Raw genomic sequence first — 13,228 nt, 5'->3', positions numbered from 1 at the left:
GACGCGGTTTCGCCAGCGGGCGGTCAGGACTGGGTCTCCGTCGCCGCGGGCGCGGGCTCGGCGAAACGGGCGGCGAGGCTGAGACCGCAGGCCAGGATCAGACAGGCGGCCGCGCCGATCAGCACCGGGCGGACCGCGCTGACCGGCGGGCTGAGGGGGCGCAGGAAGAGCAGGGCCAGCAGGCCGATCAGGGCCAGGGCGCCGGGCAGGTCCATGCCGACGCCGAGGAAGACGAAATGGCCCAGGCCCATGAGCCAGGCGCCGCCGAGCACGCCCGCGACGGCGGCGGGGATCAAGCCAACGGGCCGCGTCAGGCCGGGGCTGATCAGGGCAGCGAGCGCTGCGACGACGGCGGCCAGCAGGGCGGGCCAGACGAACAGCAGGGCGGCCTCGGGCGCTGCGCCCTGAACCACGCAACCGAGCAGGAAGACGAGGGCGATCAGGCCCAGCCAGGCGCCCCAGGTCGTGGTGGTGGCCTTGACCGGCCACAGCGACAGGGCGGCGGCGATGACGCCCGCGCCGAGCATGACCGGGCTGAAGCCGCCGATCAGCAGGGTCAGAAGCGTCAGGACGGCGACGGTCCCGGCGATCACGCGCGGACGTGACCGGCGCGCCCCGGTCAGGAACAGCAGGGCCAGGGCGAGGATGGTCAGGACGGCGCCCGCCTCCATCCAGGGCAGGCGATGCAGAAGGACATAGTAGGTTTCGGACGAGGCGGCGCGGCTCGACATCGGCCCGGCCAGCAGGCGCACGGCCTGGGCCAGGACCAGTCCGGCGGACAGGAACCACAGCCCGTCCAGCAGGCCGCGTCCGACCTGTGCGGCGGTCAGGCCGGTGGCGCGTCGGGCGCGCCAGGCGGCGAAGCCGCCGAGCAGGGCGGTCAGGCCCAGGAGGCCCCAGCCCATGGCGGCCGAATGGCTGAGCATCAGGCGGCCGAAGACGTCGGCATAGACGGTGTTCGGTCCCTTGGCGGGCAGGGCGGGGGCGCGCAGCAGGGCGTCGGCGGCCTCCAATGCCTGAGAGCCGAGATGCTGCAGGGCGCCCTGGTCGAGATTTTCGGGGGTGGAGTCGGCCGCATGATACTGGGCCGGGCGGCCGATGAAGGCGAAGTTCAGCCCGCCGACGCCGCGATCCTTGGGCACGGTGAAGTCGGTGCCGTTGGGCATCTGTTCGTACATGAAGACGGCCAGGGAGGTGGCGGTGGTCCCGCCGTCGGCGCGCATGGCGGCGCGGCGGAACAGGTCGACGGTGGGGCCGGCCTCGCGTCCGGTTTCGAACATGGCGGCGCGACCGCCGCCGCCGCGCGCCTCGAGGTTGACCACCGACCCGATGCGGTCGCGTAGCGGGTGCCCGCCGAAGAAGATGCGGGCGCCGTCCAGACCCAGTTCCTCGGCGTCGGTCAGCAGGACGACCAGGTCGCGTTCGATGGGGCCGCGCGCCTTGATGGCGCGGACGGCCTCCAGCACGGCGCCGACGCCGGTGGAATCGTCGGCCGCGCCGGGCGAGCCGACCACGGTGTCATAGTGGGCCATCAGCATGACGGCGGGCTGGCTGCGGTCCTTGCCGGGCAGGACGCCGATCAGATTGATGGCCTGATTGTTTGCGGCCTGCGGATCGCCGCCTTCCTTTTTCAGCCGCCGGATCGAACCGGGCGACAGCGGCCCGCTTTGCTCCTCCGGCGACAGGCCCAGCTGGGTCATGCGGTCGCTCAGATAGGCACGGACGCGGGCGTGCTCGGCCGAGCCGACCGGGTGCGGGGCGCGAGCGATCTGCTCGATGTCGGTCATGGCCCGGGCGGCCGAAAAGGCGGCGACGGGCGCATCCAGGGGACGGGGTCGGGGAACCTGAGTGGTCCAGACCGCCAGCAAGAAGGCGAGCGTCAATGATCCCAACAGCAAGGCCAGCCGCATTGTAGAAGATACTCCCCCTGATCCCGGAGCCAGTAAGGCCAAGCTGGCGTCGGATGGCAAGAGGGCGGCGGCAGGTCGCCCCGCCGCCGCCCTCCGATGTGACCAGCCGTGAAGGCGCTAGAAGCGCTTCGACAGCTCCACGCCGTACATGCGCGGTTCGTTGACGAAGGCCGTCAGGTTGTTGAAGTCGATGGCGCCGATGACGTTGGCCTCGTCCGTGATGTTGCGGACATAGGCGGCGGCTTCCAGACCGCGGTTCAGGTCGCGCCAGCCTGCGCGCAGGCCGCCCTCGAAGTTGGCGTCCTGACGGAACTCGACCGCCTCATAGAGGAAGAGGTTGAAGTCCTTCTGCATCACCCAGTCGGTCGAGGCGAACAGCTCCTGGGCGTCGCCGATGGGGCGGACATAGGAGAGGGTCAGGTTGGCGGTGTACTCCGGCGCCTGGGGGAAGGGGTTGCCGTCGATGGCGGCGCGGTCGCTGGCGCCCACCTTCACGATCGGATCGGTGATGGTGCACAGGTGGTTGCCGCAGATGGCGACCAGAAGGTCCTTGTCCTTGATCTCCGTGTGGTTCCAGGCCACGCCGCCGGCCAGGGTGAAGCCCGCGCCCAGATAGACGTCGCCGTCGATTTCCAGGCCGTAGCCCTGACCCTTGTCGGCGTTGATCAGGCGGTTGGAGTTGTCGATGCCGCCGATGGCGGTGAACTGCATGTCCTTGACGTCATACAGATAGGCCGTGGCGTTCAGACGGGCGCGGCCGTTCCACAGGCGGGACTTGAGGCCGGCCTCGTAGGACATGACGGTCTCGGCCTCGGCCGTGGTCAGGACCGGCAGGTTGCGGCCCTGGATCGACGGACCGCGATAGCCGCTGGCCACGCGAGCGAACAGGTTCAGGCTGCCGTTGACCTCATACAGGGCGCTGACGTCCCAGCTGACCTGCTCGTCGCCGACCGAGACCCGGCCCTCGGCGTTGGCCGGCGTGCCGATGACGATCTTGCCGTGATAGTCGCGGCTATCGTCGGTGTAGCGCACGCCGCCGGTGATCTTGAAGGCGTCGGTGACCTGATAGTTGGCCTGACCGAAGATCGACCAGGAGTCCGACTTCTGCACGATGTCGGTGGCCTTGGTGGGGATCAGACCGCCGGTGCCGTTGAAGGTGCCGGACACCAGGTTGATGCGCTCGTCCCAGTAGAAGGCGCCGACCTGCCAGCCCAGACGGCCGTCGCCGTTCGAGGCCAGGCGCAGTTCATAGGTGTTCTGCAGCAGGTCGCTGGAGAGGGTGCCGGACTCGACGTTGAACGGGGTCTTGTAGCCGGAGCCTGCGGGGGCCGAGGCCACGCCGCCGTCGATGTCGCCGTCGCCCTGGCTGGAGCCCTGATAGGAGCCGACCACGCCGGTCAGGGTGGCGGGACCGAAGTCATAGGCGACCTGCAGCGACTGCGAGGTGGTCTGCTGCTTCTGGAAGTTGTTGCGGCCGCCATCGTACCAGACCGTCTCGCGGTCGAAGTTGTCGTTCAGCTTGTTGGAGCCCTTGGTCAGGGCGTTGGCGCGGTTCATCGTGCCCGTCCCCTCGTAGTCGCGGGCCTGCAGGGTCAGCAGGGTCGACAGGCGGTCGGTCGGGGTCCAGGCGACGTGAACGCGGCCGGCGATGTCGTCAAAATTGCCGAGATCCTTGCCGTCCTTCTTGGCGAAGGGGGCGTCATAGGCGTTGTTGATGTAGTCGTCGCGGTGGTTCCACAGGGCGGCGACGCGGACCGACAGGGTGTCCGTGGCGGGCAGGGTGACGGCGGCTTCAGCGCGGGTCGAACCGTAGTTGCCGTAGGTCAGCGAGCCGTAGCCGGTGAAGTCGTCGCCCGGCTTGGTGGTGTCGATCTTGATCACGCCCGCCGGGGTGTTGCGGCCGAACAGGGTGCCTTGCGGACCGCGCAGCACTTCCAGCTGCTTGACGTCGAACAGGGGGAAGCCCTTCAGGTAGACGCTCTCCAGCACGATGTCGTCCATCACCATGGAGACGGGCTGAGAGGCGGTGAAGTCGAAGTCCACATTGCCGAGGCCGCGGATGTAGAAGCGCGGGGCGTAGCGGCCGTTCGAGCTTTCGACCTGCAGGCTGGGCACGCGGCCGGACAGGCTGAGGATGTCGGCGCCGCCGGCCGAGATGGCGGTCAGGGTCTCGGTGTTCATCGCCGTGACGGCGAAGGGCACGTCGCGGATGTTCTCGCTGCGGCGCTGGGCGGTGACGACGATCTCGTCGACGGCGACGGCCTGTTCGGCGGCGGCGTCAGCGGTCTGGGCCATGGCCGGGGCGGCGAGGAGCAGGGCGAGGCCGCTGGCGGAAGCGGCGAGGGCGGAGAGGCGAGGGGACATGGGGGGAGGGTCCTCGTTGAAACTGGCGAGGGGCCTAGGTCTGCGGCGACGCTTTTGCCAGCTTCGATAGCGCTGGCTCGATGAAGCTTTCGCGACACGGACACGCTGCCGGAAAACCTGACGCATCAGGCGATGACGGGGGCGTCCCGGCATTGTGCGGCGCAAAGTCCCATGCGAAACGGCAGGGCTGCGCCGCCTCTGGCGAGGAAACTCTCGACGCGCCGGGCGCGGCCTGACAGGGACCCGCGCATGCCGACTTCCAGCCTTCACCGCCGTCGCCTGTTTCAGCTGATGGCCGTCGCCGTCGTAGCGCCGGGCCTGGGGGCGTCGGCCCCGTCGGCGGGCGCGCAGGCGATCAGTCGGGTTCTGGCCATGTCCGACCTGCACTCGGCCTATGAGCGGACGGGACAGCTGCTGGCGGCGCTGGAGGCCGAAATCGCAGGATCGGATGTTCCGCACCTGATCGCCATCGACGGCGACATCTTCGAGCACGGCAATGTCGTCTCGGTGCGCTCGGGCGGAGCCATTGACTGGGCCTTCCTGGGCGAGTTGCCGAAGCTGGCGCCGACGGTGGTCAACCTGGGCAACCACGACAACGACCTGACGCCGGACCTGCATGAGGTGGTGGCGCGGATGCGGTCGCTGGGCGTTCTGGTGGTCAGCAACATCATCGACGCCCGCACGGGCCAGCCCTACGCCGAGGCCGCCGTGACCGTGCCGTTGGGCCGGCGGTCGCTGCGCATCGTCGGGGCGGGGACGGATTCGCTGAACACCTATCCCAAGGCCAGCCGCGACTGGCTGTCGATCCCCGAACCGGGCGACTGGGCGCAGGCGAACCTGGCCCGGCTGCTGGACGGGGCCGACCTGATGCTGGTGATGAGCCATGCCGGGGTGGCGGGGGATCGCGACATCCTGCCCCTTCTGCCCGAAGGGGCGCTGATGATCGGCGGGCACAACCATCTGCTGTTCCAGCATGAACAGGGCCGCAGCGCCTATGCCCACACTGGATCGTGGAGCAACGCCTACACCACGGCGACCCTGTTCGACGACGGGCGGATCACGGTCGGCTCCACGGCGGTGGATCGCGAAGCCGCGCCATCGGCGCGCATCGCCGATCTGATCGCGACGACCCTGGCGACGCATCTGACCGACGAGGAAAGGGCGGTGCTGGGCGTCAGTCCGCGCGCGATGAGCCTGGGCGAAACCGGCCGGGCCGTCGCCGCCGCGCTGGCGAGAGCGGCGGACGCCGAGGCGGGCTTCATCGGCCACACCACCCTGGGGACCGGCCTGCCGGCGGGGCCGGTGACGCGTTATGAGTTCGACGCCGTGGTGCGCTTCGACGGCAAGCTGATGGTCGCCGAGGTCCCGGTTGAACGCCTGGCGGGCTTCATGGCGCGAGCCAATCAGGATCGACCCATGCCCCTGCCCGAGCGCAACGGCGACTTCGTCTATGGCGCGGCGAGCGATGTCGCGGGCAGGGCAACCATCCGTCTGGTCACTACCGACTGGTGCGCCCTGAATCAGGCCGAGTATTTCGGCGTCGGCGATCTGGTTTTCAGCGAGGTTCCGCAGGTGCGGGTCAAGACGGCAGCGGCCGAAGGCCTGCTGACGGCCTAGGCGGCGCGGCGCACCGCCGATGGGGCCTTCACATACAGGCCCTTGCGGCCGGCGACCGGACGGAAGGCGACGCTGTCGCCCTCGGGGCGTTCATCGACACCGAGGAAGAGGCAGCCGTCATCGACCAGCTGGCGCTCCAGTCGGTCGAGCACCCGGGCGCGGTGCGCCGGCTCCAGGTCGCTGAGAACATGGCGACAGAAGATGACGTCGAACTGGCGCTCGTCGGCTGGTTCGTCGAGCAGGTTGGCGCGTTCGAATTTCACCGCGCTGCGCAGCTCGGGACGGGCGCGCCATTGTTCATCGGCTTGTTCGAACCAGCGCAGCATGGTGCGGGCCGACAGCCCGCGCTGGATTTCGAACGAGGTGTAGAGGCCCGAATGCGCCTTCTCGATCGACAGGCGCGACAGGTCTGTGGCGAGGATTTCCACGTCGGCCCTGTTCTCCAGGGCGGCGATGGCCAGGGAATAGGCCTCCTGACCGGTCGAGGCGCCGGCGGACCACAGTCGCACCTTGCCGCCGGGCCGGGCGGCGGTCAGGGCCGGCATCAGTTCACGCGAAAAGACGTCGAAGACGGCGCGGTCGCGACGGAACCAGGTCTCGCCGTTCAGCAGGGCTTCGATCACCGCCCAGCCGAGCGAGGCGACCGGCTTGTTCCACAGCGTCGCCAGCATGGCCTCGACATTGTGGTAGCCCTCGCGGCGCGCCACGGGGCCCAGCCGATGCTCGGCCAGATGCATCCGGTCGCGCGACAGCCGAAAGCCGGCGCGGGACGCCAGCAAGGTCTGAAGGCGATCGAAATCCTCCGGCGTCATGACGGCGACTGAACAGCTCCCACTTCGGCGAGTTTGGAATGAAGGATCTCGCCGTCGAAGGGTTTCATAACATAATCGTCGGCCCCTGCGGACAGGGCTTCTGCAATCCGGTCGGCGCGGGTCTCGATCGTGCAGAACAACACCTTGGGTACGCGGCCGCCAGGCAGGTCGCGCAGGCGACGAAGGAAGCTGAGACCGTCCATGACCGGCATCTGCCAGTCCAGGAGGACCACCTGGGGCATCAGGCCCATGCAGTAGGTCAGGGCCTCGGCGCCGTCTGCGGCTTCGTCGACCTCGAAGCCAAGGTCCTCGATGATGCGGCGCGCGACCTTGCGGATGATCCGGCTGTCATCGACGATCAAACAGGTCTTGGGGTCCAAGGGCTCTATCCCGCTGCGCGCACAATCAAAGCGCGGCTCGCGCCATGATCGTTCCTGGGGGTTAACGGACGATTGGAACGGGCCGCGATCAGGCCGGAATGCGGGCGATCAGACCGACGCGGCCCTCGTCGCTGGCGACATCGAGGCGTCCGCCCGCCTCGTTGACGGCCAGCCACAGCCAGTAGGGCTGGATCCACTGACCGGCCAGACCCTCGGTCAGGCGTTGCCCCCCGAGCCCGGTCAGGGCCTCGGGCTTGAGCCGCGCGCGGTTCCCCTCGGCCGATCCGATCAGCAGAAGACGGTCGCTTTCGCGGCGAGCGGTGATGGTCGCCACGCCGCCGGTCGGCAGGGCGCCAAGGGCCATCCAGGCCAGATTGATCAGGATGCGGGCCTCGGGCTTGGTGAGCGTCTGGCCGTCGTCGATGCGCCAGTCCAGCGTGGCGCGTCCGCCTTCGGACAGGTTGGCGACCAGGCCGCGCAGCTCGGCCGAGACAAAGTGTTCGCTGGTGGTGGCGGCGCCGAAGGCGACGCGGGCGAAATGGACGTGGGCCACCATCTTCTTCGCGCTCTGGCGGATCAGGCTCATGGCGTCGTCGCGCATATCCTGGGCGGTGGGGTCCTCCAGCAGGTCCAGCCCCGACATGATGGCGCCGGCCGGGCTGATGAAGTCGTGACACAGCTTTCCAGCGATGAAGGCCGCCAGTTCGGCGCCGCCCACGGGCAGGTCGGCGGCGGCGAGGTCGGCCGAGGGAATAGCTAGGTCAGGGAGGGTCATCGTTCGGGCGGTCTTCTGGATGGAATGGTTAAGGCTGACCTGATTTGCCGGTTCTTGAAACCGGTCGCATGGGCTATCGAGGCGAAGACATGACGCACGCTCTTGAGACCGACCTCGCTTCCGGCGCCCTCGCCGAGACCATCGCCGACATCGCCGAGGAGGCTGCGCGTCTGATCCTGCCGTACTGGCGGGCCGACACGGCGGTCGAGACCAAGTCCGACGCCAGCCCGGTGACCGAGGCGGACCGCGCCGCCGAGGCCCTGATCCTGAAGCGGCTGGCCGAGCGCTGGCCCGAGGTCGAGGCTGTGGCCGAGGAAGCCTCCGCCGCCGACGGCGTCCCGACCTCGGTCGGCGAGTGGTTCTGGCTCATCGACCCGCTGGACGGCACCAAGGGCTTTGTCCAGGGCCGCGAGAGCTTCACCGTCAACATCGCCCTGATGCGCGGCGACGCCCCTGTCGCGGGCGTGGTGACGGCCCCAGCCACGGGGGTGACCTGGGCCTCGACCACACCGGGCAAGGGGGCCGTGCGCCGCGCCTTCGGCGAGGCCTGGCGGCCGATCAAGGTGCGCGACCGTCCGGCCGAAGGCGTCGCCTTGCTGAGCCACAGCATGACCGACGATGATGCGGCGCGGCTGGCCGCGCGTCACGGCTGCAGCCGGTGGCAGGGCACGGACTCGTCGTTGAAGTTCTGCCTCATCGCCGAGGGCCGTTTCGACGCCTATCCGCGCACCGGGCCGACATCCGAATGGGATACGGCCGCCGGGCAGGCGGTGCTGGAAGCGGCCGGGGGCCGCGTCCTGGGGGCGGACGGGGCGCGGTTGGCCTATCGCAAGCCGGGCTTCCTCAACGGGCCGTTCGTCGCTGTGGGCGGCTAAGCCGCCGCCGAGCCCACGCGCGCCATCTCGATCTGGGCTGACAGGCCGGGCGGCAGATCGCGCTCAGGAACGGCCGCCAGAGCCTCCATCCGCTCTGGATTGACGGCATCCACCATGACGCTGGCGATGGCCGGGTCGGTCAGGGTGAAGGCCAGGCAGATTTCCTCGGCCTTCCAGTTCGGCGTCTGGTGCAGGAAGGCGAAGGAGCCGGCGTTGGCCAGGCCCGGATCGACGGGCTTGGCGCCGAAGCCGAACAGGCCCTTCTTCTTGGGCGCTGCGCCCGCGCCCGCCGCCTTGCGTTCGGTCGACAGGCTTTCAGGGAAGTAGTCGTAGGTGAAGACCGCCATGTCGCGTTCGCGCGCGGCTCGCATCCGCGAGCGGATGCGCCATTCCACATTGGCGTGGAAGGGGGTGTAGAGAACGTCGAAGGCCCCGGTCGAGACGTAGACGTCCATCACGGGCGCGTCGCCGGATACGCCGAGCAACCTGACGTGACCGGCCTTGCGCTGGGCCTTGAGCACGATCAGCGAAGCCTGGGGCAGTTCGTCGTCGGCGGGTTCGTCCAGCACGGCCACGTCGAACCAGCCCAGACCCGAGGCGTGCAGAGCCTGGTCGATGGCGCCGCTCAGACCCTCGGCCGAGAAGTCGCGGAAGCCCTTTTTGCGGCCGTCGCCGACGCCCAGGGTGACGCCGACGCAGACCAGCCGCCGCTCGACGTGGCCCAGGGCCTCGCCGACGATCTCGGCCAGGACCGGGTCGGCGTTCTCGAGGTGATAGCTGTTCACCCCTGCTTCGAGCGCGGTGAAGATCAGCTCGCTGAGGGCCGCGCGTCCCCGCCCCAGGGCCTCATGCCCGAGGCTGAGGGTCAGGTTCGAGACCGCCGCGCCGGTGCCGCCGAACGGACGATAGCGCATGGGTCAGCCCGCCTCGGCAGGAGCGGAGGTCTCCAGCGCGAGGGCGTGCAACTCGCCGCCCATCTGACCCTTCAACGCGCCGTAGACCAACTGGTGCTGGCGCACACGCGGCAGGCCCTTGAAAGCCGCTGAGACGATCCGGGCGCGATAGTGGTCGCCGTCGCCGGCCAGGTCCTCGATGGCGATGTCCGCATCGGGGAAGGCCTCGACCAGATGGGCGCGAAGGACGTCGACGGACATGGGCATGAAGCTACTCTCGAAACCGGAAGATCGGATCTGAACTGTAAAACCTAGAGAGGTCTGCGCCGTCTGTCAGCCCGCAACCGCGCGGGGTCGTTCAAACAGGGTGACGCGCGAGTCCTTGTAGTCGGCTTCGGCATAGGGGCGGTAGCCGACGCGCTCCGCCAGCTTCACCGAGGGGGCGTTGTCGGGCGAGATCATGCAGACGGTGCGCGGCTCCAGCCGATAGGCGTCGGTCCAGGTCAGGGCCGCCTGCAGGGCTTCGAGCGCCAGGCCTTGACCCTGAAAGGCGGGGGCCACGCCCCAGCCCAGTTCCGGCGCGTCGAACGGCGGCGTCATCTCGCGGCGATAGTCCAGCACCCCGACGCTGCCGACATAGGCGCCCGTATCCGTCTCGCGGATCGACCAGTTGCCGTACCCCTTGGCCTGCCAGTGGCCGATATCGCGCAACAGCCGGAACCAGACCTCTTCCTCCGACAGGCCGCGCCCCATGATGTGGCGGGTGAAGTCGGCGTTGGCCCAGAGCGGGATCAGATCGTCCATGTCGCCGACGGCGACAGGCGTCAGGGTCAGGCGGTCGGTGGTCAGGATGGTCACATCAAACCCAGTTGCTTGAAGCTGGCCACGCCTTCGCGGCCGACGATGAGGTGGTCGTGGACCTGGACAGCGAGCGAGCGCGCGGCCTCGATCACCTGTCTCGTCATGTCGATGTCGGCGCGGCTGGGGGTGGGGTCGCCGGACGGGTGATTGTGGACGATGATCATGGCGCTGGCCGACAGCTCCAGCGCGCGGCGCACCACCTCACGCGGATAGACGGGGGCGTGGTCGACCGTGCCCCGGTTCTGGATCTCGTCGAGGATCAACTGGTTCTTCTTGTCGAGGTAGAGGACGCGGAACTGCTCGCGCGGCTCGTGCTGCAGCGACAGGCGGACATAGGCCAGCAGGGCCGTCCAGGACGAGATGACGGTGCGCTTGTTGGCTTCCTCCTTGGCCACGCGGCGCGAGACCTCATGCAGGGCGGCCAGGTCCAGGGCGGTCTCGGCGCCGACGCCCTTGGAGCGGCCGCGCGAGTCCTCTGCGCGGACGGTCATCAAGTCCTCGACCGAAGCCGCCAGGACCGCCGCCAGTGAGCCGAACCGCGTCAGCAGGGCCTTGGCGATGGGTTTGACGTCGCCCTGGGGCTGGCTGCGGAACAGGAAGAGTTCCAGCAGTTCATAGTCGGGCAGATGGTGGATGCCGGCGCTCCGCGCGCGGTCGCGCAGCCGTTCGCGATGACCGGCGTGGTGCGGCTTGGCCTGCTTTGGAATTGCTCCCGCGACGCCGTCGGACACGATGCCCCCATCCGCTCATCCCCGCGGAGGCGGGGACCCAGTCCTGGGACCGGACGCTAACTTGTCCGTCGCAGGGATCAAGCGCTGGATTGCGGGGCCAAAGCTCTGGGTCCCCGCCTCCGCGGGGATGAGCGGGGTCTAGAATTTCGGGCGGAACAGGCCCTTCGGCGAGGCCGAGAAGATTTCCAGGCCGTCCTCGGTCACGCCAATGGTGTGCTCGCACTGGGCCGACAGGGACTTGTCGCGGGTCACGGCGGTCCAGCCGTCGGACAGCACCTTCACCGCCGGCTTGCCCAGGTTCACCATCGGCTCGACGGTGAAGAACATGCCGGGCTTCAGCACGGCGCCCTCGCCGCGGCGGCCATAGTGCAGGACATTGGGGCTGTCGTGGAAGACGCGGCCGATGCCGTGACCGCAGAAGTCGCGCACCACGCTCATGCGCTGGGCCTCGACGAATTTCTGGATGGCGTAGCCGATGTCGCCGAAGGTGGCGCCGGGCTTGACCTGGGCCAGGCCCAGCTCCAGCGCCTCATAGGTGACGTCGATAAGCTTCTTGGACCGGGCGTTGATCTCGCCGACCGGATACATGCGGCTCGAGTCGCCATGCCAGCCGTCGACGATGACGGTGTGGTCGATGTTGACGATGTCGCCTTCCTTCAGAACCTTGTCGCCGGGAATGCCGTGGCAGACGACGTGGTTGATCGAGGTGCAGATCGTCCGGGTGTAGCCCTTGTAGCCGAGGCAGGCGGGGACGCCGCCGCGCGCCAGGGTGAACTCGCGCACCAGATCGTCCAGTTCGCCGGTGGTGACGCCGGGCTTCACGTGTTCGCCGATCATGTCCAGAGCCTCGGCCACCAGACGTCCGGCCTTGCGCATGCCCTCGAAGGCCTCCGCGTCATGGATGCGGATTTCATGGCTGCGGACGAAGGCGTCGGTATCCAGGTCGGGGGTCTCGTACATGATCTGCTTTCGGGCGCCGCGACGAAAGGGAGGGCGGCTGTTTCTTAGACGTCAGATGGCGAGACTAGCACAAAAGCTCAACCCCGTCAGGCGGAGACGATGACGCGGCGGAAGGCGGCGCCTATCTGCAGATCATGACCGATCAAGCCGCCCCCACCGCCGCCGTTCTGATTATCGGGGATGAAATCCTGTCCGGTCGGACGCGGGACGCCAACCTGAACACCATGGCCCGATTTCTGGCGGCCTTGGGGATCGACCTGATGGAGGCGCGCACGGTCGGCGACCGGCAATCGCAGATCGTGGAGGCGTTGAACGCCCTGCGCGCGACCTATGACTACGTGTTCACGACGGGCGGCATTGGTCCGACCCATGACGACATTACCGCCGACGCCGTCGGGGCCGCCTTCGGCGTGCCGGTGAACGAGCACCCTGACGCCGTGGCCGTTCTGGAGCGACGCTACGGACCTGGCGAGTTCAACGCCGCGCGCCGGCGCATGGCGCGCATTCCTGACGGCGGGACGCTGATCGCCAATCCGGTGACGGATGCGCCGGGGTTCCAGATCGGCAATGTCTTCGTCATGGCCGGCGTGCCGAAGATCATGGAGGCCATGCTGCAGGACGTGGTCCCGCGTCTGCGCACGGGGGCCGTGGTCCATGCCAGGACGATCCGGGTCGAAGGCGTCGGCGAGGGGGTCGTCGCCGAGGTTCTGAGGGCCGCCGCGGAGGCTCGTCCGGACCTGTCGTTCGGCAGCTATCCCTTCGGCTTGGGCGGCGACGGACCGGTCGGAATCGAGCTGGTGATCCGTGGTCGTGATGAAGCGAAAGTTGACCTTGCGGAACACGATCTTTCTCGCGAACTGCGTTATTTGGGAATTAATCTTGCCGTAACGTCACCGTCTCAGGTGTAGAATTGTGCGACAAAGTCGCCACGGTTTCGACGATTTGCGGTCCGAGAGGAGTCTCAGGCGCAACGCTTTCATGACACGAGCGCTGTGGCTGATAGCGTGGCGCCTCTCCCCGAAAAACGACCCGTTCACCAGTAAGAACGGG

The 13,228-nt window shown here is 68.4% G+C and carries 13 protein-coding genes; 3 read left to right on the top strand and 10 right to left on the bottom strand.

The window, feature by feature from the left end; all coding sequences use genetic code 11:
• Positions 1–23: 23 nt before the first annotated feature.
• Both ACFYLW_RS13700 and ACFYLW_RS13695 read right to left on the bottom strand, forming a co-directional pair.
• On the bottom strand, positions 24–1,910 hold the full coding sequence (locus ACFYLW_RS13700) for a M28 family peptidase (RefSeq protein WP_312064072.1): 1,887 nt from the start codon (positions 1,908–1,910) through the stop codon (positions 24–26).
• A gap of 117 nt (positions 1,911–2,027) precedes the next feature.
• Positions 2,028–4,274, bottom strand: a complete 2,247-nt coding sequence (locus tag ACFYLW_RS13695; protein ID WP_390183196.1) for a TonB-dependent receptor — start codon at positions 4,272–4,274, stop codon at positions 2,028–2,030.
• A 249-nt stretch (positions 4,275–4,523) separates the two neighbouring features.
• Here ACFYLW_RS13695 and ACFYLW_RS13690 point away from each other — a divergent pair, with 249 nt between their 5' ends.
• Positions 4,524–5,891 (top strand): metallophosphoesterase, encoded by a 1,368-nt coding sequence (locus tag ACFYLW_RS13690; RefSeq protein WP_312064068.1) that lies wholly within the window; start codon positions 4,524–4,526, stop codon positions 5,889–5,891.
• Here the strand turns inward: ACFYLW_RS13690 and ACFYLW_RS13685 are convergent.
• From ACFYLW_RS13685 to chpT, 3 genes are all read right to left on the bottom strand, one after another.
• A complete protein-coding gene (locus ACFYLW_RS13685; protein ID WP_312064066.1) occupies positions 5,888–6,703 on the bottom strand; it encodes a protein-glutamate O-methyltransferase CheR in 816 nt (271 codons plus the stop codon). The two genes, ACFYLW_RS13690 and ACFYLW_RS13685, sit on opposite strands and share 4 nt — an antisense overlap.
• A complete protein-coding gene (locus ACFYLW_RS13680; protein ID WP_312064065.1) occupies positions 6,700–7,083 on the bottom strand; it encodes a response regulator in 384 nt (127 codons plus the stop codon). Before ACFYLW_RS13680 ends, ACFYLW_RS13685 begins: the two co-directional genes overlap by 4 nt.
• An 88-nt stretch (positions 7,084–7,171) precedes the next feature.
• Positions 7,172–7,858 (bottom strand): histidine phosphotransferase ChpT, encoded by a 687-nt coding sequence (chpT, locus tag ACFYLW_RS13675; RefSeq protein WP_312064063.1) that lies wholly within the window; start codon positions 7,856–7,858, stop codon positions 7,172–7,174.
• Positions 7,859–7,947: 89 nt separating this feature from the next.
• Between chpT and cysQ the strand changes: the two genes are divergently transcribed.
• Entirely contained in the window at positions 7,948–8,733 is a 786-nt protein-coding gene (cysQ, locus tag ACFYLW_RS13670) for a 3'(2'),5'-bisphosphate nucleotidase CysQ (RefSeq protein WP_312064061.1), read from the top strand.
• On the opposite strand, the gene ACFYLW_RS13665 is transcribed toward cysQ, so the two are convergent.
• The 5 genes from ACFYLW_RS13665 to map all read right to left on the bottom strand — a co-directional run bounded on the left by ACFYLW_RS13665 (position 8,730) and on the right by map (position 12,178).
• Positions 8,730–9,647: an oxidoreductase gene (locus tag ACFYLW_RS13665; protein WP_312064059.1), complete on the bottom strand. Its 918-nt coding sequence runs from the start codon at positions 9,645–9,647 to the stop codon at positions 8,730–8,732. The genes cysQ and ACFYLW_RS13665 overlap by 4 nt on opposite strands.
• 3 nt (positions 9,648–9,650) lie before the next feature.
• Positions 9,651–9,893 (bottom strand): BolA family transcriptional regulator, encoded by a 243-nt coding sequence (locus tag ACFYLW_RS13660; protein ID WP_292084691.1) that lies wholly within the window; start codon positions 9,891–9,893, stop codon positions 9,651–9,653.
• 66 nt (positions 9,894–9,959) lie between these two features.
• Positions 9,960–10,484 carry a GNAT family N-acetyltransferase gene (locus ACFYLW_RS13655; protein ID WP_312064057.1) on the bottom strand — a complete coding sequence of 175 codons (525 nt, stop codon included), beginning with the start codon at positions 10,482–10,484 and terminating at the stop codon, positions 9,960–9,962.
• Positions 10,481–11,218 (bottom strand): DNA repair protein RadC, encoded by a 738-nt coding sequence (radC, locus tag ACFYLW_RS13650; protein WP_313471831.1) that lies wholly within the window; start codon positions 11,216–11,218, stop codon positions 10,481–10,483. Before radC ends, ACFYLW_RS13655 begins: the two co-directional genes overlap by 4 nt.
• 138 nt (positions 11,219–11,356) lie before the next feature.
• Complete coding sequence (gene map / locus ACFYLW_RS13645; RefSeq protein WP_312064054.1) at positions 11,357–12,178, bottom strand: type I methionyl aminopeptidase; 822 nt, start codon at positions 12,176–12,178, stop codon at positions 11,357–11,359.
• A 134-nt stretch (positions 12,179–12,312) separates the two neighbouring features.
• Between map and ACFYLW_RS13640 the strand changes: the two genes are divergently transcribed.
• A complete protein-coding gene (locus ACFYLW_RS13640) occupies positions 12,313–13,086 on the top strand; it encodes a molybdopterin-binding protein (protein ID WP_313471830.1) in 774 nt (257 codons plus the stop codon).
• Positions 13,087–13,228: the final 142 nt, after the last annotated feature.

The sequence above is a fragment of the Brevundimonas sp. NPDC007368 genome, from assembly GCF_042869015.1.
Taxonomy (GTDB): domain Bacteria; phylum Pseudomonadota; class Alphaproteobacteria; order Caulobacterales; family Caulobacteraceae; genus Brevundimonas.
Note: the sequence above shows the minus strand (reverse complement) of the source record. Positions and strands in the feature narration are given on the sequence as shown.